The organism is Micromonospora sp. NPDC049359 (assembly GCF_044466585.1).
In the GTDB taxonomy this organism is placed as follows: Bacteria; Actinomycetota; Actinomycetes; order Mycobacteriales; family Micromonosporaceae; genus Micromonospora.
Genome location: NZ_JBITMW010000013.1, coordinates 11823 through 33068 on the forward strand (window position 1 = coordinate 11823; position 21246 = coordinate 33068).

Consider the following 21246-nt stretch of genomic DNA (forward strand, 5'->3'; position numbering starts at 1 on the left):
GCACCCCGCGTGGCGTCGGGCGCCTCACCGCGGCGACTCGTCCGGACCGGCGTCGCGGGCGCACCGGAAGCCACTGAAGATCTGCCGGCGGATCGGATAGTCCCAGTTGCGGAACGTCCCCCGGCACGCCGACCGGTCCGTGCCGAACGAGCCACCGCGCAGCACCCGGTGGTCGTCGCCGAAGAACACCTCGGAGTACTCGCGGTACGGGAACGCGACGAAGCCGGGATGACCGGTGAACGTGGTCGACGTCCACTCCCAGACGTCCCCGATGAGCTGGTGCACACCGAGCGGCGAGACGCCGGCCGGGTACGCGCCCACCGGCGCCGGCCGCAGGTGACGTTGGTCGAGGTTGGCGTGCGCCTCGGTCGGGTCGTCGTCGCCCCACGGGTAGCGGCGGGACCGCCCGGTCGCCGGGTCCCACCGCGCCGCCTTCTCCCACTCCGCCTCGGTCGGCAGACGCTTACCGGCCCACGTCGCGTACGCCTGCGCCTCGTGGAAACACACGTGCACCACCGGCTCGTCGGGGCGTACCGGGTCCCAGCGGCCGAACCGCCGGTACGCCCAACCGTCACCGTCGCGACGCCAGTGCAGCGGCGCGACCAGTCGCTCGCGCACCCGGTGTTCCCAGCCGGCCGCACTCCACCACCGCCGGTCGGAGTAGCCGCCGTCGGCGATGAACGCCTCGTACGCGCCGTTGGTCACCGGTGCGGCGTCGATGACGTACGCGGGCAGGTGGACCTGGTGCGCGGGCCGTTCGTTGTCCAGGGCCCAGGGATCGGTGTCGGTGCCCATCGTGAACTCTCCGGCCGGCACCAGCACCTCCCCGCCGGCCCGGACGGCCGGCTCGGGCGGCGGCGGGGCGTGCAGGACCGCCGCGCCCGCGCGCAGCTGGTGGGTCGCGAGCATCGTCTCGTCGTGCTGCTGCTCGTGCTGCACGATCATGCCGAAGGCGAACCCGTCGGCGACCAACGGCCGGTCGGTGAAGCGCACCGCGTCGAGCAGGTCGTACACCTTGTCGCGGACCGCGCCCACGTAGGCGCGCGCCTCCGCCGGTGGCAACAGGGGCAGCCGCGGTCGGTCCCGGCGGGGCTGCTTGAACGCGTCGTACAGGTCGTCGATGTCGCAGCGGACCGGCTCACGGCCGCCCACGTCGCGCACCAGCCACAACTCCTCCTGGTTGCCGACGTGCGCCAGATCCCAGACCAACGGCGACATCAGCGGAGAGTGCTGGCGCATCAGGTCGCCGTCGTCGACCGCCTCGGTCAGCAGGGCCGTGCGGGAGCGGGCGCGCGCCAACTCCTGTGCGATCCGCCCCCGCAACAGCTCACCGTCGGCATGCTCCGTCGTACTCGCGCTCACCGTCGCACCTTTCGTTCGCGACTGCGGGGCTCGCAGACCCGGCTCACTCCTCGCGCTCACCCGTCGCACCTTTCGTTCGCGACTGCGGGGCTCGCAGACCCGGCTCACTCCTCGCGCTCACCCGTCGCACCTTTCGTTCGAGGCTCGCTCTCGCGCGCTCACCGGTCGACCCTTGCGATGGCGGCGAGCCGCCGCCGTATACCGTCGTGGATGTCGTCCTCGGTGCCGGCCGGCAGGCCCAGCCGCGGTAGGGCGGCCAGGGCCAGGTCGAGCAGCGCGGCCGCCGCGACGGCCAGCGCCGGGTCGGCGAGGCCGCGCCGGGCGGCGGCCGACCAGCGGTGCGCCACCGGCGCGCCGATCGTGTACGCCGCGCGGACGGTGCCCGCGTCGGTGAACAGCGCGCTCAGCACCGCCAGCGGTAGCCGCCAGTCCCGGTCGGGCTGGGCGTCCAGATACCGCAGCTCCAGGTAACCGCGCGGGCGCACCGGCGGGAAAAGGGTGCTGACGTGGTAGTCGAGGTCGTCGGTGGTGGGCGGGCGGGGCAGCGCGCCGTCCAGCCAGTCGGCGAAGGTGACACCCGGCGGCGGGGCCCAGTCCGGGCCGGGCCGGCGCAGACACAGCAGCGGGGCGGCGAGCACGTAGCGCGCCCAGGCGGCCGGCGGGTCGTCGTCCGCGCGCTCGGGCGCCCACACCGGGCGGGTACGCGCCGGATCGATCGCCAGCCAGGCGGCCATCCGCGCGGATGCCCAACCGGTACGCCGGCCGGCGTGCCGACTCGACGAGGCGAACGCCGCGAGCAACGGTGGGCCGACGGCGTGGGCCGCCGCCCAGCGCGGGGCGACCTGGTCCGGTTCGCCGATGTCGAGGCACACCTGCAGGCCGGCGGTGCTGTACATCATCGTCCGGCCGGCCGGGCCGCGCCGGTCGAACACGCGGCGCATGGCGCGGTAGCGGGGAGTGTCCAACACCGGGCGGGGCCGCCGGTGCGGGTCGATGCCGCTGCGCCCCAGGGTCAGCCCGGCGGCGGCCAGCAGACCGGCGACCTGGGCGATGTCGGCCTCGGTGGCCTGGATCAACGCGCCGGCCGAGGTACGCGGCGGGGTGGAGATCTCCAGCTGGCCGCCCGGTTCGAGGGTCACCGTGCCGCCGTGTCGCAGCGGCTCGGCGGGGCTCGCCGGATCCAGCGTGACGGGGCTGTGCCGCCCCAGCGCCGTCCGCAGCCGCGCCAGGTCGACTCCTCGGGTGGGGTCGGCGGCGTCGTGCACGGTCCATTCCAGTTCGACGCCGGTGTACGTGGGAGGACCGGTCTTGAAGCAGATGCGCGCGAGGTGTCGGCCCGCGGCGGCGGACTCGCGCAGGATCTCGCTCTGGTCCAGCTCCGGCGACGTCACCATCGGTGCAGCCTCCCTCGTCGTGCGACGACCGCGTGCGCCGTGCGTCAGCTCCGGAGCACGGGTGCCACCGTAGACCCGGCCACCGACACTCCCCTTTCCGAGCGTCGACGGACCACCAATCCCTGTCTAACAGACGCGTTTCCCGGTGCAGGGCAGAACGAACCGCGCGCCCGTACGCTCAGTCGCCGGCCGGGCCGGCCGGGTGCGAGGGCTTGACCTTCGCCTGACCGGGTGGCGTCGCCCGCGCGGACTGCTCCGCAGGCGGCGACGGCGGCGGCGGAGCGGACGGAGACGGGGACAGCGGCGACGGGCTGGGCTTCGCCTCGGGCACCAGCCGCTGGCAGTACTCCTCGACCGCGCCGACCCCACCGGCGGCCGTCACCAACCGCTCGAAGGCCGGCGTTCGCAGCGCCTTCTCCCGCTGCTCGGGCTTCTTGGACCGCCAGGCCTGGCACAGCCCGTGCAGCTGACCGCCGGGGGTCGTGCCGACCGACGGCGAGACGGACAGGGAGGGACGGCCGGGCGGCGTCGATCCGCTCGGCGCGACGGGCCCGGTGCTCACCTGCGCGCTGGCAGTGGGTGGCGCGCTACTCGGTGCCGGCGGCGGTTCGGGTGCCTTCTCCAACCCGGCCGCGGCGAACGCGACGCCAGCGGTGGCGGTGGCCGCCAACGCCCCGATCCAGGCCACCGCGCCGGTCCTGAGCCGCAGACGGCGTGGCCGTCGGGCCACGGCGGGCGCCGGGACGGCGCGGGCGGCTCGGAACGCGGCCAACGCGGCCTCCTCGCCCGCCAGCTCCGCAGGTCGGGCCGGGCCAGCGGCGGCGGCGAGCAGCCGGGCCAGCGGCTCGGCCCCGGAGTCCGGCGAAGCCCCGGACTGCCGGACGCCCGCCGCGCCCGGGTCGGCGATGTCAGGCGGGGGGGCGGTGTCGATGCGGGCGGCGTCGAGCAGCCGTTCGGTCTCGGCGCGGCCGGCACGCCGGTGCGGGTTCATCCGGAATCCCTTCACGTCAGCCCTCCGCCTGCTCGGCGTGTGAGGTCTGCCGGGAACGCCCGATCCGGCGACGAGGGGGCGGAACCACCTCGGCGCCGACCGCCGGTGGGCCGCCGTCGGCCGGCGCGCTCGACGTGTCGGGCGCGCGCAGCGGGGCGGTGGCGTCGCCGTCGACCGACGGCGTCGGTACGGCCTGCCGGTCCAGCAGGGTGGCGAGTCGCCGCAGACCGCGGTGCGCGGCGGTCCGGACGGTGCCGGCCCGGCGACCGAGCACCCGGCCGGCGGACTCCGCGTCGAGCCCGATCACGGCCCGCAGCAGCACCGCCTCGGCCTCGCGGGGTGGCAGCGTGGCGATCAACGCCAGCGCAGCCTCGGTGCTGATCGTCTCGTCGGCCCGCTCGGCGGTGTCGCCGTCGCCGGCCAGCTCGGTGAGCGCCTGCACCGGTACCGGCAGCGACGGTCGTCGCCGCAGCCGCCGCAGGTGGTCCATCGCGCGGTTGCGGGCGATGGTGACGGTCCAGGCGCGGAACTCGCCGCCGGTGAAGGTGGGCAGGTCGCGGGAGATCTGTAACCAGGTCTCCGACGCGACGTCCTCGGCGTCCGCGCCGACCAGGGCGGTCAGGTACCGCAGCAGTCCCGGCTGGAGGCTGCGGTACAGGAAGCGGAAGGCGTCCTCGTCCCCGGACTGCGCGGCGGTGACCGCCTCGGACAGTTCGCCCGTCATCGGCGGCCCACGGGCCGCCCGGAGCGGATCGGCGCGACACGCGTCGGCGTCGTGCGCGCACGGCGAACCGCCGGCCTCACCCGCTCCCGCACCCGCACCGCCCCCGCCGATTTCGATTCGGGCCCCGTCCGGGCACCGGCCGGGGTGTCCACACCCGGCGATGGCCCGGAACGGGCTGCCCGTCTGCGCCCCGAGCCGGGCTAACGGTAGAAGGGGACGTTTCCTGCGACAAGTTGGGATCGCATTACAGAAGAGTGACAATTATCAAACCGTCCGACCGGCGTGCCGGCGTAACGGACGACGCCCCTCGGGCGCTCCCCGGCTCAGGTGAGCGTCTGCGGCGGCGACCGGGCTGGCGTACGCCGACATGTGTCGGCTTTTGTGACCTGGCGTCATCGAAGCGTCACACACCGGCCCGGCCGCCGGAGGTCGCCCCGGGCGGACCGACGGGGGCGACCCCGCACCGGGTCCACCGCAGCGAGCCGTTGGCCGCCACTCTGGGTACGGTAATGCTGTGTTGTCATCGGAGGTCGTGCTCAGCGGTCGGTACCGCCTGGACGAACGTGTCGCCACGGGCGGCATGGGCGACGTCTGGCGTGCCTCCGACCTCGTCCTCGGCCGGCAGGTCGCGGTCAAGGTCCTGCTGCCGGCGCTGGTCTCCGACCCGGACTTCATCGCCCGCTTCCGTGCCGAGGCGCGGATCATGGCGGCCTTGCGGCACCCCGGCATCGTGCAGGTGTACGACTGCGGGGAGGACGACCTGCCCGACGGCGGTCGAGCCGACTATCTGGTCATGGAGTTCGTCGAGGGCGAACCGCTGTCCAAGCGGATCGAGGCCGCCGGTCGCCTCGACGTGGCCGAGACGATGTCGATCGTCGCCCAGGCGGGGCACGCGCTGGGCGCGGCGCACCGCGGCGGCATCGTGCACCGCGACGTCAAGCCCAGCAACCTTCTGGTGCAGGAGGACGGCACGGTCGTCCTGGTCGACTTCGGCGTCGCCCGCTCCACCAACGTGACCAGCATCACCAGCACCAACGCGGTGCCCGGCACCGCCCTCTACATGGCGCCCGAGCAGGCCGCCGGCCGGCCGGTCAGCGGCGCCACCGACATCTACGCCCTCGGCGCGGTCGCCTACTGCTGCCTCACCGGCGGCCCGCCGTTCACCGGTGACAACCCCCTCCAGGTCGCCGTCCGGCACCTCGACGACGAGCCCCCGGAGCTGCCGCACGACATCCCGGAGGCGGTCCGCGCCCTGGTGTCGCGGGCCCTCGCGAAGGACCCGCTGGACCGCTTCACGAGCGGCTCGGCGATGGCGGAGGCGGCCCGTACCGCGGTGACCGGCGGCGAACCACCGACGGCGCTGGCGTCATCGGTGCCGCTGCGCGAGGCGGGTCCGGGCACCCGCACCGACGTGCCGGTCGGCGCGGCGGTGGCGGGCACGACCGACCCGGCACGCCCGCGACGCCGCGGGCCGCTGGTCGGTGCCGCGGTGGCCATGCTGGTCGCCCTGGTCGGCCTCGGCGCGGCCCTGGGCGCGGCGCGCAACACCGGCAACGATCCGGCCGTCAAGCTGCCGACGGTCGCGCCGACGCCGGGGCCGACCGAGCAGGTGGAGTTGCCGGCGGCGAACGAGCAGATGACCAACGACCCGGGCCGGCCGAACCGGCCGACCGTCCCGGACACCACGACGTCCGCGTCGGTCAGCGCCACGCCGAGCGTCCAGCCCAGCCAGTCGGCCAACTCTCCATCGCCGACGCCGAGCGCGACCACCGCGCCGCCGCCGAGCGACCCGCCGAAGACCCCGTCGTCGCCGAGCAACTCGCCGGCGACCGACCCGAGCCCCTCCACCGAACCGTCGACCGGCTCCGGTGACGTAGGCGGCTGACCAGCCGCCCCACCAGCACCGATATCCCCAAAACGGACTTACGTCGCTGAAAACCGCTCTAGGCTCTCCGCAGGTCATTTCCACCGTCTGCGGGAGCCCGGGTGAGCGCTGAGAAGCTGGTCGTGATCGGCCAGGGGTACGTCGGACTGCCGCTGGCCATGCGTGCCGTTGAGGCGGGCCTGGACGTCGTCGGCCTGGACGTCGACGCCGACCGGGTGAAGCGGCTCGCGTCGGGTGAGTCGTTCGTCGAGGACATCCCCACCGACCGGCTGGGCCGGGCGCTGGGCAGCGGCCGGTACCGCCCCAGCACCGACTACACCGACGCCGAGGGTTTCGACGTCTGCGTCATCACCGTGCCCACCCCGCTGCGCGACGGCACCCCGGACCTGAGCTTCGTCGAGCAGGCCGGTATCCGCGTCGGCCCGTACGTGCGGCCGGGCTGCACGGTCATCCTGGAGTCGACCACCTACCCCGGCACCACCGAGGAGCTGCTTCGGCCGCTGTTGGAGTCGGCCAGCGGGCTGACCAGCCCCGGCGACTTCCACCTCGGCTACAGCCCGGAGCGGATCGACCCGGGCAACCCGACGTGGCGACTGGAGAACACCCCGAAGGTGGTCTCCGGCATCGACGCGGCGTCGCTGGACCGGGTGCAGGGCTTCTACCAGCGGCTCGTGGAGCGCACCGTCGCCGTCGACTCCACCCGGGTGGCCGAGTTGACCAAGCTGATCGAGAACACGTTCCGCCAGGTCAACATCGCGCTGATCAACGAGCTCACGATGCTCTCGCACCACCTCGACATCGACGTCTGGCAGGCGATCGACGCCGCCGCGACCAAGCCTTTCGGGTTCCTGCCGTTCCGGCCCGGCCCGGGTGTCGGCGGGCACTGCCTGCCGATCGATCCGTGCTACCTGTCCTGGCAGGTCAAGCGACGCCTCGGCCGGCAGTTCCGGTTCATCGAGCTGGCCAACGACATCAACCACGAGATGCCCGAGCACGTCACCCAGCGGATCATGGCAGGGCTCAACCGCACCGGCCGGGCGGTCAGCGGCGCGCGACTGCTGCTGCTCGGGCTCGCGTACAAGCGGAACACCGGTGACATGCGGGACTCCCCCGCCGTCGACGTGGCCCGCCGTCTGCAGGCACTCGGCGCCGAGGTGCACGCGGTCGAGCCGTACGCGGAGGCCCACCAGATCCCCGCCGGGGTCGCGGTCGTCGGGCTCACCGAGCGGGAGGTGCGGGCCGCGGACGCGGTCGTGGTGGTCACCGACCACGACTGCTTCGACTACGACCTGGTGGTCCGGCACGCCCGCTACGTCTTCGACACCCGCAACCGGTGCTCCGGCGAGGTGGTCGAGCGCCTGTAGGGCGTGCCCCGGACCCGGCACCGCTGGCCGGTCCCGCCGCCGGGGAAGGCGGCGGGGCCGGCCGGCGGATGTCGCTTCGGGCACCCGTGGACGACACGCTCACTGGTCGGCGAGCGCCTCGACGACGGGCCGCGACAGTGCCCGGCGGGCCGGAAGCACCGAGGCGAGCAGAGCGGCCAGCACCGCCACGCCAAGGATCGAGGAGAGCTGGCCGAGTGGCAGCACCACGTGGAAGTCCCCGCCGAGGCGGGCCAGCAGCGCCATCCCGGCGGCGCTGACGCCGGTGCCCAGCCCGATACCGAGGATCGCGCCGACCAGCGTCATGAGGATCGCCTCGACCGCGAGCATGGCCCGCATCCGGCCGCGGGACAGCCCGACCGCCCGCAGGACGCCGTTCTCCCGGGTGCGCTCGACCACCGACAGGCTCAGCGTGTTGGCCACGCCGACGAGGGCGATCACGACGGCCAGGCCGAGCAGCGCGGTGACGGAGGCCAGCAGCATGTCCACCGTGCCGGTGAGCATCTTCTTGTACGCGCCCTGGTCCATCAGGTTCGCCGTCGGGTAGCGGGCGAGCACGGCCTCGATCGCGGCGCGGGCCCGTTCGGCGCTCACGCCGTCAGCCGGGTCGATCTCGGCGAGGAAACCGCGTTCGCGGGGAAAGAGCACCGCGAAGTCCCGGTCGTCCAGCTCGATGACGTGTCCCTCGGGCGCGGCGCTGGAGACCATGGCCGGCGCGTCGTCGGCCACCACCGCGGCCACCCGGAACGCCCGCCCCTCGATGGTGACGGCGGAACCGACCTGCCAGCCGTGCGCCCGCGCCAGCTCCTGGTGCACCAGCACCTGCCCCGGCCCGAGTCGGTCGACGTCGCCGGCCACCACGCCGGACAACGTCCGGCCGACCAGCGCCGGGTGGGCGGCCCGGACCTCGATGTCGCCGGTCACGACGCTGCGCTGCTCGTGCACCACGCCCAGTTCGGGGCGCGCGGCCAGCTCACCGGCGAGCGCGGCGGGCAGATTCTGGCCGATGCCGCTGACCACGAAGTCCGTCCCGATCTCGGCGTCGACGCTGCGTTCGATGCCGTCCTTGGTGCTGCGCGCGCCCACCACGAACGCCGACACCAAGCCGATCCCGATGACCAGGGCGGTCGCCGTCGCGGCGATCCGACGCGGGTTGCGAACCGCGTTCGCCACCGCCAGACCGACGGTCATCCCGAACACCCGGCGGGCCGGCCAGCCGATCAGCCGGACCAGCGCCGGGACGAGCACCGGGCCAAACAGCACGATGCCGAAGAAGGCCAGCACACCGCCCACGGCCACGAGGAGCACCTGACCGGCGTCGGCCGCGCCGGCCAGCGCCGCGACTCCCGCGCCCAGCACCACCGCGCCGAGGGCCAGCCGCACCCGGCCCGCTCCCCGAGCGGGCTGCACGGCGGCGTCGGTCAGCACGGCCACCGGGGCGACCCGGGTGCCCCGCCAGGCCGGCAGCAGGGCCGCGGCGACGGTGAGCCCGGTACCGAGCAGCAGGCTGGTCAGCACGGTCGAGCCGGCGACGGTCAACCCGCCGGAGAGCGGCACGTCCAGTCGAGACATCAGCAGCCGGAGTCCGCCGGCGAGAGCCACCCCGAGCACGACGCCGAGGGCGGAGGCGACGAGGCCGAGCAGCGCCGACTCCAGCAGCGCCGCCCGGAACACCTGCCCCCGGGTCGCACCCACCAGGCGCAGCAGCGCGGTCCGGCGGGTGCGCTGCGCCAGCACGATCGCGAAGGTGTTGGCGATCACGAAGCCGGCCACCACCACCGCGACCCCGACGAAGATGAGCAGCAGCAGCAGGAACTGGTTCAGATTGCGGACGGCGTCCTCGACGGCCTCATCGAGGATCTGCTGGCGGCCCTTCACGTCGACGTCGGCGCTCCCGACGGCGGCGCGTAGCCGGTCGGCCAACGCCGCCTGGGCTGTTCCCGGCCGGGCCGCCACCATGATCCGGTCGTAGCCACGCCCGCCGCTGACCGCGAGCGCGTCCGCGCCGACCAGGCCGATGAACGGGCCGCCGACGTCGCGGACGCTGCCCGCCACGTCGACCGTGCCGACCAGGGTGTACGGACGGGCCGCCCCGCCGGTCCCGCCGACGAGAACCGGAGCGCCGAGGGTGAAGCCCTCCTTCGCCACCGTCGGCGCGTCGAGCACCACCTCGCCCGCGCGGTCGGGGAGGCGACCGGCGACCACGTCGTACGAGCGCAGGGCCGTCTCGGTGGGGATGGCGGCGAGCACTGCGTAGCCGAGCACCGGTCGCCCGTCAGCGCCGAGGAGTCCACCGGAGCCGAGCAGCTCACCGGCCGCGGCGGCCACCCCGTCGACCGTACGGACGTCGTCGACCAGCCTCGCCGGCAGCGGCCGGGGGCCGTCGGGGTAGACGCCGAGGTCGGTGTGCCGGTCGAAGGCGCCGGCCCGCTGGTACGCGCCCGCGCGCATCCCGTCCACGACGATCAGCGTGCCGGCGACGAAGGCGACACCGAGTACGACGGCGAGCGCGGACAGCAGCATGCGCAGCGCCTCGGCGCGCAGCGTACGCAGGGTCAGGCGGATCATGTGCGGGCTCCCGGTGCCGGCGCGGATCGGACCCCTCCGACGCTATGGCCGGTCCGGTCGGATCGATCTCCACCTGCGCTCTCGACCCGCGTACCCCGCAGGTGGCGCACGGACGCGCCGGCCGTACGACCGCGGTCGTACGGCGGGTCAGCGCCCGGGTGTGACCAGGCCGCTCTCGTACGCCAGCACGACCGCCTGCACCCGGTCGCGCAGGTGCAGCTTCGCCAGGATCCGCCCGACGTGGGTCTTCACCGTCGCCTCGGCCACGTGCGCCTTGGCGGCGATCTCGGCGTTGGACAGCCCCTGCGCGACCAGCAACAGCACCTCCCGCTCCCGCTCGGTGAGCTGGGCCAGCCGGGGGTCGGCGGTCGGGGTGACGCCGAGTTGGCCGGCGAAGCGGTCCAGCAGCCGCCGCGTGATCGACGGGGCGACCACCGAGTCGCCCCGCGCGACCACGCGGATGGCGTCCAGCAGCTCCTCCGGCGGAACGTTCTTGAGCAGAAAACCGCTCGCGCCGGCCCGCAGCGCGGCGAACGCGTCGGCCTCGGTGTCGAAGGTGGTCAACACCAGCACCCGAGGCGGACCCGACGGCCGGTCGGCGCAGATCCGGCGGGTGGCCTCCACCCCGTCCATGGTCGGCATCCGGATGTCCATCACCACGACGTCCGCCTCGGTGCGGGCCAGCACGCGCAGGGCGTCGGCGCCGTCGATGGCCTCCCCGACCACCGTCAGGTCGGGCTGCGAGTCCAGCACCATCCTGAATCCGGCGCGCACCAGCGCCTGGTCGTCCACGATCACCACCCGGACCGTCATGCCGCGATCACCTCCGCTGAGGGCTCCGACGGTAGCGGGAGCCGTACCCGCACCTGCCAGCCCCCGGTCGGCCGGGGGCCGGCGGTGAGGCTGCCGTCGTACACCGCCACGCGCTCGCGCATGCCGAGCAGACCGTGACCGCCGGGCGGCGCTGGACTGACGACCGGGCGGCCCCGACCGTCGTCGACGACCCGGACCTCGACGGCGTCGGCGGAGTACGTCATCCGCAGGTCGACAGTGGCGCCGACGCCGGCGTGCTTGAGCGCGTTGGTCAGCGCCTCCTGCACCACGCGGTAGACGGTCAGCTCCAGGCCCGGCGGCAGGGCCGGGGGCTCGCCGCTGACGGCGTCCCGGACAAACAGCCCGGCGTCGCGGAAGCGGGCCAGCAGGTCGGGCAGCTCGGCCAGGGCCAACCGGCGGTGCTCCGGGTCGGCGGCCACGACGTCCGCCCCGGCGGGGCCCGAGTCGCGCAGGACCCCGACGAGCCGCCGCATCTCCTCCAGCGCGGAGCGGCCGGTGTCGGCGACCACCTTCACGGCGGCGCGCGCCTGCTCGGGGTCGCGGTCGAGCATGAAGCGGGCACCGTCCGCCTGGACGATCATCACCGCCATGCTGTGCGCCACCACGTCGTGCAGTTCGCGGGCGATGCGGGTGCGCTCCTCGGCGACCGCCGCCCGCGACTCGGCCTCCCGCTCACGTTCGAGGGTGGCGGCGCGCTCTTCGAGGCTCAGCACGTAGAGGCGGCGGGTCCGCACGTTCAGCGCGACGAGCCAGACCGCGCCGGTGACCAGCGCGTACCACAGCGCGGTCACCCACCACACGATGACGCCGGGGGTCTGCGCGGCGGCGAGCAGCACGCCCACGGCGGCGACCGCGCCGGCCAGCACACCGTCGCGCAGCCGCCGGCCGTATTTCACGACGCTGTAGAGCGCGATCAGGACGGCGACGTCGAACGCCTGCGGACCCCACCGGGTGATCACCTGGACCAGGGCGAGCGCCGCCACGACGACGGTCACCGCGCTCGGGTGGGTGCGGCGGAACAGCAGCGCCACCGCCATGCCCACGCCGACGCCGACGGCGGCCCAACCGCCGGGTTGCGACACCGCCGAGGTGAGACCGACGAACGCGACCACGACGGAGACGGCCACGTCGAAGGCGACGCCGCGCAGGGGGCGGCCGAACAGCGTGCGTCTCACGGTCACCCAGCGTACGGGTCGTCGACGGTCAGGGCGGCGTCAGCTCGCGCAGGCGGTTGATCTCGATGGCCTGCTCGGTGGCGAGTGAGGTGGCCAGCTCGTTGAGGGTCGCGTCGACCCCGACCGACAGCAGGTCGGTCGCCATGGTCACGGCGCCCTGATGGTGATCGGTCATCATCGTGATGAAGAGCCTGTCGAACTCGACGCCCCGGGCGGCGGCCAGTCGCCGCATCGCCTCGGGGGACTGCATGCCGCGCATGCCGGCGTGGTCGTGGCCGGGCGCCGTCTCGGGCAGCCCGCGGGTGGAGAGCCAGCCGCGCAGGACCTTGATCTCGGGGCCCTGGCCGGCGCGGATCCGGTCGGCGTACGCGCGGATCCGCGGATCCGCAGCGTGGTCCGTCGCCAGTGTGCTCATCTCCAGCGCCTGCTCGTGGTGCGGGATCATCATCTGGACGTAGACGGTGTCCAGGCCGTTGTAGCGGGGTGGGCTGTCGTCGCGCAGCTCGTGCGCGGACCGGGCGACGGCGGGCTCGCCGGGGCGGCCGGGCACGAGGACCGGCGGCGGCGGTGGACCGGTCGGGCCGGTCGTCGGCGTGGGCGTCGCCGAGGCGGGCGCGGCGGCCGGCGGGCCGGGTTCACCGGCGGCGCGGATGGCCAGCGCCACCAGCGCCGCGACGATGGTCGCCGCTATGACGACGGCGAGTAACCGACCACGTCGGACAGTCATGCCGCACTCCCCTCAGGTCGAGGTCGCAGCGATCCTATCCATTGACGAGTCGACGTAGATGTGACCCGGATCACATCGATGATCTCCGAGGCTCGGTAAGGTACCGACAACGTCATCCCCCCTTTCGAAGGGCGCCGCCAATGATCAAGTTGGCCACCGCACGGCTCCGACAACTCCGCATCGTCAGCCTGGCCGCGACCGGCCTGCTGCTGACCAGCGTCGCCCTGGCGACACCGAGCAGCGCACAGGAGGCCGCACCGGCCGCACCGGCGGCCGCCAGCGACATCCCGGGCGTCGACGAGATCCGCAGCAGCCCCAACCTGCGGCAGATCGCCAACCTCCCCAAGCAGGCGCCGTTCGACACGACGGCCGCGCTCAACAGCGACATGGCGTTCCAGGGCAAGTACGCCTTCGCCGGCAACTACAACGGGTTCGTCATCTACGACATCTCCCGGCCCAGCGCGCCCACGATCACCGCGCAGGTCAACTGCCCGGGCTCGCAGAACGACATCTCCGTCTACGGCAACCTGCTGTTCGTCTCCACCGACTCGTCGCGCAGCGACGACTCGTGTGCGAGCGTCGCGCAGCCGGCGTCGGTCAAGGAGTCGTGGGAGGGCATCAAGGTCTTCGACATCAGCGACAAGGCCAACCCGCGCTACATCAAGTCCGTCGAGACCGCCTGCGGGTCGCACACCCACACGCTGGTGCCGGGCAAGGACCGCAAGAACGTCTACCTGTACGTCTCGTCGTACAGCCCGCGGGCCGAGTTCCCCGACTGCCAGCCGCCGCACGACTCCATCTCCATCGTCAAGGTGCCGGTGAAGAAGCCGACCGAGGCGGCCGTCATCTCGACGCCGAACCTCTTCCCGGACGGCGGTTTCCCGGGCAGCGAGACCGGCTCGGCGACCACCGGCTGCCACGACATCACCGCGTACCCGGCGAAGGACATCGCCGCCGGCGCCTGCATGGGTGACGGCATCCTGCTCGACATCAAGAACCGCGAAGCGCCCCGGCTGATCACCCAGGTCCGGGACACCGTCAACTTCGCGTTCTGGCACTCGGCCACCTTCAACAACGCCGGCACCAAGGTCGTCTTCACCGACGAACTGGGCGGCGGCGGCGCGGCCACCTGCAACGAGACGGTCGGCCCCGACCGGGGCGCGGACGCCGTCTACGACATCACCGGCCGCGGCAACGCGCGGAAGCTGGAGTTCCGCAGCTACTACAAGATCCCCCGGACCAACGGCGACACCGAGAACTGCGTGGCGCACAACGGCTCGCTGGTCCCGGTGCTCGGGCGGGACATCATGGTGCAGGCGTGGTACCAGGGCGGCATCTCGGTCTGGGACTTCACCGACTCGCGCCACCCCAAGGAGATCGCCTACTGGGAGCGGGGCCCGCTGTCCGCCACCCAGGCCGTCACCGGCGGCGCCTGGTCGACGTACTACTACAACGGCAACATCTACTCCAACGACATCCAGAAGGGTCTGGACGTCCTGGAGCTGAACGACTGGCGGACCTGGTCGGCGAACCTGACCCGGTTCAAGGAGTTGAACGTGCAGACCCAGCCCGGTTACCTGAGCTGGTAGAACCGACGTCCGACCCGGGCCCGGCCGCTCCTCGAGAGGCCGGGCCCGGCCACGTCAGGTGGGCCTGGTCACCCGGGCCCGGGTTGACGAGCGCCTGACCGGGCGCTGTGTCAACGTGTTCACCTGTGAAGTCTGCCGCCGGCGCGCCGCCGGCCCCGCCCGAGCCGACCGCGCGCTGGCGTCCCCACCCGCTCGACCTGGTGGCCGTCGTGCTCGCGGTGGCCGGCGCGGTCTGCGCGCTGACCGGGCTGCTGCCCCGCGCCGAGACCACGGGCACCCTGCACCGCATCCTGCCGCTGCTGCTCTTCCTCGGCACCGTGATCGTGCTGGCCGAGCTGACCGCCGTCGCGGGCGTTTTCGACGTGCTCGCCAGTCGGCTGGCCATCGCGTCCCGGGGCCGCTGGGCGGCGCTGTTCCTGCTCTGCGGCGGCCTGGCCACGGTGACCACCCTCGTGCTCAACCTCGACACCACCGCCGTGCTGCTCACCCCGGTGCTGCTCGCCCTGGCCCGCAGCCTGCGCGTCCCCGCCGGGCCGCTCGCGGTCACCACGGTCTGGCTGGCGAACACCGCCAGCCTGCTGCTGCCGGTGTCGAACCTGACGAATCTGCTGGCCGCCGACCGGGTCGGCCTCACCCCACTGGCGTACGCCGAGCGCATGGCGCTGCCGCAGCTCGCCGCCGTGACGGCCACCATGGCGCTGCTCTGGTACGCCTGGTGGCGGCGGGAACGACCGGACGGCGGACGCTTCATCCCGCCGGCCCCGCACGTGCCGGCCGACCCGGTGCTGCACCGCACCGCCCTCGCCGGCTGCCTGCTCTTCGTCGCCGGCATCCTCGCCGGGGTGGAGATCGGGCTCGCCTCCACCGTCGCCCTCGCGCTGGTGCTGGTCGGCTTCGTGATCCGCTCCCCCGCGACGCTGCGCGCCCAACTGGTGCCGGTACGACTGCTGCTCTTCGTCGTCGGCCTGTTCCTGGTAGTGCAGACCCTCGGCCGGCACGGGCTCGACGACCTGGTCGCCGGTCTGGTCGGCGCCGACGGCGGAGCGGTCGGCGCGTTGCGTGCCGGCGGCACGGGTGCGCTGCTGGCGAACGCGGTCAACAACCTACCGGCGTACCTGGCCGGCGAGTCGGTGCTGCCGACCGTCGACCACACCCGCCTGCTGGCCCTGCTGATCGGCACGAACGTCGGCCCGCTGGCCGCGCCCTGGGCGTCGCTGGCCACCCTGCTGTGGTTCGAGCGGTGCCGGGCGGCCGGGGTGGCGGTGCCGGTGCGACGGTTCGTGCTGACCAGCGCCCTGCTCGCCGTCGTGGGCACGCTGGCGGCGGTCGGCGCGCTGCTCCTGGTCGGCTGAGGGCCGTCACCCGGCGGCCCGCTCCACCACGAACATGAAGCAGCCGTAGATCACGTTGCGGCTGTGCAGTCGGTGTACCGGCGGATCGGCGAACAGCTCCGCGATCACCGCCTCCGGGTCCGTGCCGTCGTGCAGCCGGCCGCCGCAGATCCGTCCCTGCCGGTCGTACGCCCGCAGGACCTGGGCCCGTCCCCGCCAGCCCGGCGGGTGGCCGCCGCCGTGGTCCGGGCCGGGGCAGGCGGCGGCGTGCGCGAAGACCGGCCCGATCTCCCGGTACGCGGCGGCGGCGATCGGCGGGGCGTACCCGAAGAGCAGCACCGCCTCCCCCACCTCCGCGTCGCGTAGGCAGCACCGCAGCGGCTCCCCGCCGCCGGCCAGGCGCCCTTCGACGCGATGGCCGGCGGCGTCTCGGCCGGTCCGACGGACGAGCTCCAGCACCGCGGCCGGCACGGCGTGGATGAGGAAGGTGGCGGTGGTCGTCATGCGTCCAGCCTGCCCCGGTGCCGGTGCGGGTGCTGGCGGTGATCGGACCTGGCGCTCGGGACCAGCCGCCGGCGCGAGGGCGAGCGCTGTCAGGCGCGGTCGACGGCGAGCTGAAGCTCGGTCACGCCGCCTTCCGGGGAGTCCTGGCGATAGTCCAGGTACACCTCGCGGGCGAACCCGTCCGGGCGGTACCCGTTCTCCTCGATCCACCGGGCGAGCGCCTGGACGCTGCGGTCGGCGTCGTCCATCGAGCCGTGGTGCACGATCGTCGCGGCCGTCCCGACCGCCGGCAGGTCCCGCACCGTCACGTCGGGAATCGCCGTGACCCCACCGCCGACGCTCACCCCGGCGTGCACCACCACCGCCTCGCCCTCGTCCTCGGCCGGTTCGTACCAGGCGATGGCCGGCCCGGACGGGGTGATCCCGGCGGCGTCGAGCCGGCGGAACAGCTCCGGGTAGAGCGGCTGGATCACCGGACCGATGTCCTGACTCTCGTAGCTGGGCGCGACGGCGGTCAGCTCCGCCACGCGCACCGGCGCGATCTGCTTGAGTACGACGTCCTGGTTGGTCATCCGACCCTCCGATTCGATCATTCGGAGCCTCGCCTCGACCGCCGCGAGCCGGGCCGTGTCGGCGGCCAGCCGGGTGGCCAGCTCGCTGCGACGCAGCCGCAACATGCCGCGCAGCTCGGCGGTGCCGACGGTCTCGTCCAGGATCGCGCGCACCTGCTCCAGGGTGAGCCCCAGGTCCTTGAGGGCGATCACCCGGTTGAGCCGACGCAACTGCTCGGCCTGGTAGAAGCGGTAGCCGGTGTGCGGATCGACGCTGGCCGGCCGCAGCAGACCGATGCTGTCGTAGTGGCGCAGCATCCGCACCGACACGCGGCCCAGTCGGGCGAAGTCTCCGATGGTGAACATGATCCCCTCACGCTGGTCCCTGACACGGTGTCAGAGTCAAGCGTCGGGCCGGGGTCAGCCCACCGGTGAGCGCCGGGGCGGGCGCGGGCCGACCAGCCGGCGGACCATCGGCGCGGCGTTCCACTTCGCCGCCCCGACCAGGTCACGAGCGTGCTCCAGGACGGTGTAGTCGGGTCGGTTCATCCCGTCGGCGATGGCCCGGTCCAGGTCGTTGCCGCACCCGCTGAGCACGGTGTCGAAGTCGCGGCGGACCGGCTCCAGCAGGTCGTAGCCGAACGACCGGTGCATCCGGGCGAACAGCGGCTTGTAGAGCCGCACCCGCTCGTGCAGACCGGAGGAGTACGACATGGGGTGCTTCGGCCGCCGCACGACGTAGTCGGGCAGCACGTCGGCGAACGCCCGCCGCACGATCCACTTCTCCTGGCCGTCGCGCACCTTCAGGTTCAGGGGCAGACGCATCGCCAGCTCCACCACGCTGAGGTCGAGGAACGGCACCCGCGCCTCCACCCCGTGAGCCATGGCGGCCCGGTCGACGCGCTGCAACTCGGTACGGCAGAGGTTGCGGATCCGGTGCAGAAACAGCCGGCGGGACGCGATCGGGTCGACCTGGCGGTACATCGGGTACCCGCCGAACAGCTCGTCGGAGCCGTCGCCGGTGAGCACCACCTTGACGCCCAGGTCGCGCAGCCGACGGAAGATCGGCACCGACACGACGGCGTTGATGATGTCGCCGTACTCGGTCAGCTCGGAGATCCGGATGGCCTCCCGGACGTCGGCCAGCCGGATGTCGCGCGGGCGCAGCTCGACCACGACGTGCGGCACGTCGAGGTCGGCGGCGAGCCGACGGGCGTACGCGACGTCGGGACTGTCCGGCACGCCGACCGTCACCGCCACGCAGTCCGGGTGGAGGTCGCGTACCTGCCGCAGCGTCAACGAGCTGTCCAGCCCGCCGGAGAGGACGACGCCGACGGTCAGGTCGGTCTCCACCCGCATCCGGATGGCGTCGGTCAGGGCGGCCCGGACGAGCAGGGTGGCCTCGTCCGGGTCGTCGATGACCGGCAGGCCCTCGCCGATGGCGAGCAGGTCGACGTACGGGCGCAGCCGCACCGGTCCGTCCGGCTCGGCCCAGCCGTGGTGACCGGGAGGCACCTCGGTGACCGGGGCATGATGCCCGACGAGCGCCTTGACCTCGGAGGCGAGGTACAGGCAGCCGGGCCGCCGGGACCAGTACAGCGGTTTCACCCCGAGCGGGTCGCGGGCCAGGTACGCCCGGCCGGTGGCGCGTTCGACGACCGCGAAGGCGTACTCGCCGCGCAGCCGGGTCACCGCCGACTCGCCCCACTGTTGGAAGGCCGCCAACAGCACCTCGGTGTCGCTCTCGGTGCGGAACACCTGCCCGAGGCGGGTGAGCTGCGCGCGCAGCTCCCGGTGGTTGAAGATCTCGCCGTTGAAACAGAGCAGCCACCGCTCGTCGGTCGAGGTCCAGGGCTGCACGGCCCGGTCGCGGTCGACGACCCGAAGCCGGCGGGTGCCGGCGAGTAGTCCGGTCTCACAGCGGGTCTCGGTGACCTCGCCGCGCGGGGCGAGGACGGCGAGCATCCGTCGGAATGTCGCCGGGTCGGCCTCGGGGCCGAGGCTGAGCGCTATGCCGCACACGGGCTCAGACCCCCATCTCGGCCTCGTACGCCCGGCGCAGGCGATGCCGGGCGGTGGGCGCGAGGCACAGGTGCCAGGCCTGCCCCTCGTCGATCACGTTCAGGTCGCCGGCCTCCTGGCGGGCCAGCAGCAGCTCCGCGAGGGCGTCGCGCGCGCCGAACCGGGTGAACCAGGCCAGCTCGACGTCGGCCGAGTAGCCGAGGCAGTGGCCGCTGGGCAGCATCGCCGCGTAACCCAGGCGGCGTAGCCGGTACTGGTGCTCGGTGCTCCGGACCAGGCTCGTCACCCACAGCGGCGGGGTGCCCGCGGGCGCGGCGGCGGCGAACTCCCGGCCCAGTTCGTTGAGTAGCGCCACCACCTCCCGGCGGGCGCGACGGAACAGCAGACCGGCGGTGCGCGGGGTCACGTCGGGGCGCAGCCGCCGGCGTAGTCCGCGCGCGGCCCGGCCCAGCACGGTCGCGGGTTGCTCCTGGTAGCGAAAGCGCAGCAGGTCCCGGCGGCGCAGCCACTCCAGGTCGACCAGTTCCGCGCTGCCGTTGACCTGGTCGTCGGTGTGGAACACGGGGGCGTCCTGCCACCACAGCACGTCGATGCGGGAGAGCAGGTAGATCCGGACCAGCGCGGTGAGGTCGCGTGCCGAGGTGCGCTCGTTCGGCTGGTAGCGGGCCATCTCCAGCAGCAGCGTCTCGCGCGCCCCGAGCAGGCCCTGCGGGGTGGCGTCGAGCACGGCCGCCAGGGCCGGTTCGCGCAGCCGCTCGTCGATGAGCACCTGACGTGCCCGGGTGCTGGTGGCGTCGGCCAGGGCCCCCACCTCGACGAGCAGGTCGGCCACGGCCGCCCGGTAGGCGGCGAGGTCGGGGGCGGCGCTGGTCGGGCGTCGGGTGGCGGCGCCGGGGGGTCGGCGGCGAGGTGGAGCGGTGGGCGACGCGGGTTGCTGTCCCGGACTACGGCTGGGCACTCGCATGACGGGTTCCCTTCTCCGGCCACGTCGCTGGGTCAATCACCCTGAAAAACACCGTAATCATCGAGACCGACGTAGACCGAACAATCCTCCGATCTCACCCAAAGAAGCCGCGGGCGCAGGTGAGGCGCCCGCGGGCCGCGCCACGACGACTGGTGTTACTGGCTCGGCCGCAGGCTTGCGGGGTGTCCGGGCGTCGTCACCGACCTGTCCCGGTGCGACTGCGCGCCATCCTGGCGGGACGGTGCGCCGCCCTGATCGGCGGGTACGCCGCCCGGACGGCCACCGGGGGTCGGCGGACGCTGTTTCGCACGCGCGGTCGGTGCGCTCGGCCGGGCGGCCGGCACGCCAGCGGGCGGCCCGGTGGGATGCCTCGTCGTGGCCGGCGTAGTCGATCTCGACCCGGCCGGGTTACGGCTCGGCTTGGCGACAGCCGCCGGGGATCCCTGGCTCGTGGAGGTGGCCGGCCCGGTCCTGGAGGGCACCGGCGTGGCGCTGGTGGCGATGTCCCCGGCGGGGGACGACGGTTCGGCCGCAGGGGCGGGCGGGAGCAGCAGCCGCAACTCCTCGACCTCCCTGCGCAGGCGAACCGCGGTCGTGTCCGCGCCCATGGTGCTCAACAGGCCCTCGGCGCGCTCCAACTGTCGGCGCGCGTCGTCGTGGCGCCCGTCGGCAAGATCCTGCCGGGCCTGCTCCAGCATCCGTCCGACCTCACGTTCGGCGACCATGGACTGCGCCCGTTCGGCGTAGACCAACTCGGTGACCGGCCACAACAGGCCGCCCGGCTCCGCGCGGCCGGCGCCGAACCAGAGACCGCCGACGACGGTGACCAGGGCCAGCGCGGCGGCAGCGTACGTGGGTCGCCTGCCACGGCGGCGCGCGACGCCGGTCGGGGCACCGGTGCGGGAACGCCGGCGGCGGCCCGTCCACGGTGGTCGGCTCGAAGCGGGCCGGTGCGCCACTGTCACCACGTCCGGCTGAGCCGCGCGTGGGGCTGCTGCCGGCGCTGCCGGTTCCGCGGTCGCCTCGAACTCCTCCGACCGCCGCACCACGTCCGCGTGCCAGTCGGCCAGGAGGGCGATGACGGCGTCGTCGTCCGGGTGACCCGGCGGCGGACGCTCGCCACGGCTGATCGCGTCGAGCAGTTGGTCAGCCTGCACGATGGGGTCCGGCGGCGTCGGCACCGGCTCGGACGCGGTCACAGGATCACCCCGGCGAGGGTGTCGCCCACGAGGGCGCGGAGCCG

General features: G+C 73.8%; 17 protein-coding genes. 4 read left to right on the forward strand and 13 right to left on the reverse strand.

The window, feature by feature from the left end:
- Nucleotides 1-24 precede the first annotated feature (24 nt).
- From egtB to ACIBTX_RS26120, 4 genes are all read right to left on the reverse strand, one after another.
- Nucleotides 25-1362: an ergothioneine biosynthesis protein EgtB gene (gene egtB, locus ACIBTX_RS26105; RefSeq protein ID WP_357118872.1), complete on the reverse strand. Its 1338-nt coding sequence runs from the start codon at nucleotides 1360-1362 to the stop codon at nucleotides 25-27.
- Between the two features lie 158 nt (nucleotides 1363-1520).
- Nucleotides 1521-2756: an ergothioneine biosynthesis glutamate--cysteine ligase EgtA gene (gene egtA, locus ACIBTX_RS26110; protein WP_396833120.1), complete on the reverse strand. Its 1236-nt coding sequence runs from the start codon at nucleotides 2754-2756 to the stop codon at nucleotides 1521-1523.
- Nucleotides 2757-2934: 178 nt separating this feature from the next.
- Entirely contained in the window at nucleotides 2935-3762 is an 828-nt protein-coding gene (locus tag ACIBTX_RS26115; protein WP_357397430.1) for a hypothetical protein, read from the reverse strand.
- A 1-nt stretch (nucleotide 3763) separates the two neighbouring features.
- Entirely contained in the window at nucleotides 3764-4471 is a 708-nt protein-coding gene (locus tag ACIBTX_RS26120; protein ID WP_357397433.1) for an RNA polymerase sigma factor, read from the reverse strand.
- 514 nt (nucleotides 4472-4985) lie between these two features.
- Here ACIBTX_RS26120 and ACIBTX_RS26125 point away from each other — a divergent pair.
- Together ACIBTX_RS26125 and ACIBTX_RS26130 are read left to right on the forward strand one after the other, a co-directional pair.
- Nucleotides 4986-6356, forward strand: a complete 1371-nt coding sequence (locus ACIBTX_RS26125; RefSeq protein WP_357118884.1) for a protein kinase — start codon at nucleotides 4986-4988, stop codon at nucleotides 6354-6356.
- A 101-nt stretch (nucleotides 6357-6457) separates the two neighbouring features.
- Entirely contained in the window at nucleotides 6458-7720 is a 1263-nt protein-coding gene (locus ACIBTX_RS26130) for a nucleotide sugar dehydrogenase (protein WP_357118887.1), read from the forward strand.
- Between the two features lie 99 nt (nucleotides 7721-7819).
- On the opposite strand, the gene ACIBTX_RS26135 is transcribed toward ACIBTX_RS26130, so the two are convergent.
- The 4 genes from ACIBTX_RS26135 to ACIBTX_RS26150 all read right to left on the reverse strand — a co-directional run bounded on the left by ACIBTX_RS26135 (nucleotide 7820) and on the right by ACIBTX_RS26150 (nucleotide 13042).
- A complete protein-coding gene (locus ACIBTX_RS26135) occupies nucleotides 7820-10306 on the reverse strand; it encodes an ABC transporter permease (protein WP_396833121.1) in 2487 nt (828 codons plus the stop codon).
- 147 nt (nucleotides 10307-10453) lie between these two features.
- Nucleotides 10454-11119: a response regulator transcription factor gene (locus tag ACIBTX_RS26140; protein ID WP_357397441.1), complete on the reverse strand. Its 666-nt coding sequence runs from the start codon at nucleotides 11117-11119 to the stop codon at nucleotides 10454-10456.
- Nucleotides 11116-12321, reverse strand: coding sequence for a sensor histidine kinase (locus ACIBTX_RS26145; RefSeq protein WP_357118896.1), 1206 nt, complete (start codon nucleotides 12319-12321; stop codon nucleotides 11116-11118). The genes ACIBTX_RS26140 and ACIBTX_RS26145 overlap by 4 nt, the downstream gene beginning before the upstream one ends.
- Nucleotides 12322-12343: 22 nt before the next feature.
- Nucleotides 12344-13042: a DUF305 domain-containing protein gene (locus ACIBTX_RS26150; RefSeq protein ID WP_357170500.1), complete on the reverse strand. Its 699-nt coding sequence runs from the start codon at nucleotides 13040-13042 to the stop codon at nucleotides 12344-12346.
- A 140-nt stretch (nucleotides 13043-13182) separates the two neighbouring features.
- Between ACIBTX_RS26150 and ACIBTX_RS26155 the strand changes: the two genes are divergently transcribed.
- Together ACIBTX_RS26155 and ACIBTX_RS26160 are read left to right on the forward strand one after the other, a co-directional pair.
- A complete protein-coding gene (locus tag ACIBTX_RS26155) occupies nucleotides 13183-14631 on the forward strand; it encodes a hypothetical protein (RefSeq protein WP_357118902.1) in 1449 nt (482 codons plus the stop codon).
- A gap of 125 nt (nucleotides 14632-14756) precedes the next feature.
- Complete coding sequence (locus ACIBTX_RS26160) at nucleotides 14757-15983, forward strand: SLC13 family permease (RefSeq protein WP_357170498.1); 1227 nt, start codon at nucleotides 14757-14759, stop codon at nucleotides 15981-15983.
- Nucleotides 15984-15989: 6 nt separating this feature from the next.
- Here ACIBTX_RS26160 and ACIBTX_RS26165 read toward each other — a convergent pair whose 3' ends face one another.
- From ACIBTX_RS26165 to ACIBTX_RS26185, 5 genes are all read right to left on the reverse strand, one after another.
- Nucleotides 15990-16466, reverse strand: coding sequence for a DUF1203 domain-containing protein (locus ACIBTX_RS26165; RefSeq protein ID WP_357170495.1), 477 nt, complete (start codon nucleotides 16464-16466; stop codon nucleotides 15990-15992).
- Nucleotides 16467-16555: 89 nt separating this feature from the next.
- A complete protein-coding gene (locus ACIBTX_RS26170; protein ID WP_357170492.1) occupies nucleotides 16556-17383 on the reverse strand; it encodes a MerR family transcriptional regulator in 828 nt (275 codons plus the stop codon).
- A 54-nt stretch (nucleotides 17384-17437) separates the two neighbouring features.
- Nucleotides 17438-19039: an asparagine synthase-related protein gene (locus ACIBTX_RS26175; protein WP_357118914.1), complete on the reverse strand. Its 1602-nt coding sequence runs from the start codon at nucleotides 19037-19039 to the stop codon at nucleotides 17438-17440.
- 4 nt (nucleotides 19040-19043) lie between these two features.
- Nucleotides 19044-20003, reverse strand: a complete 960-nt coding sequence (locus ACIBTX_RS26180) for a DUF5715 family protein (protein WP_357118917.1) — start codon at nucleotides 20001-20003, stop codon at nucleotides 19044-19046.
- Between the two features lie 155 nt (nucleotides 20004-20158).
- The gene (locus tag ACIBTX_RS26185; RefSeq protein WP_363661339.1) at nucleotides 20159-21202 is read right to left on the reverse strand and encodes an anti-sigma-D factor RsdA; all 1044 of its coding nucleotides are present in this window, start codon (nucleotides 21200-21202) and stop codon (nucleotides 20159-20161) included.
- Nucleotides 21203-21246 lie beyond the last annotated feature (44 nt).

Excerpts from the sequence above, each read along its gene's own strand:
- egtA (WP_396833120.1), bottom strand. The coding sequence starts at position 2,756 with ATGGTGACGTCGCCGGAGCTGGACCAGAGCGAGATCCTGCGCGAGTCC.
- ACIBTX_RS26120 (WP_357397433.1), bottom strand. The coding sequence starts at position 4,471 with ATGACGGGCGAACTGTCCGAGGCGGTCACCGCCGCGCAGTCCGGGGAC.
- ACIBTX_RS26135 (WP_396833121.1), bottom strand. The coding sequence starts at position 10,306 with ATGATCCGCCTGACCCTGCGTACGCTGCGCGCCGAGGCGCTGCGCATG.
- ACIBTX_RS26140 (WP_357397441.1), bottom strand. The coding sequence starts at position 11,119 with ATGACGGTCCGGGTGGTGATCGTGGACGACCAGGCGCTGGTGCGCGCC.
- ACIBTX_RS26150 (WP_357170500.1), bottom strand. The coding sequence starts at position 13,042 with ATGACTGTCCGACGTGGTCGGTTACTCGCCGTCGTCATAGCGGCGACC.
- ACIBTX_RS26155 (WP_357118902.1), top strand. The coding sequence starts at position 13,183 with ATGATCAAGTTGGCCACCGCACGGCTCCGACAACTCCGCATCGTCAGC.
- ACIBTX_RS26165 (WP_357170495.1), bottom strand. The coding sequence starts at position 16,466 with ATGACGACCACCGCCACCTTCCTCATCCACGCCGTGCCGGCCGCGGTG.
- ACIBTX_RS26170 (WP_357170492.1), bottom strand. The coding sequence starts at position 17,383 with ATGTTCACCATCGGAGACTTCGCCCGACTGGGCCGCGTGTCGGTGCGG.
- ACIBTX_RS26180 (WP_357118917.1), bottom strand. The coding sequence starts at position 20,003 with ATGCGAGTGCCCAGCCGTAGTCCGGGACAGCAACCCGCGTCGCCCACC.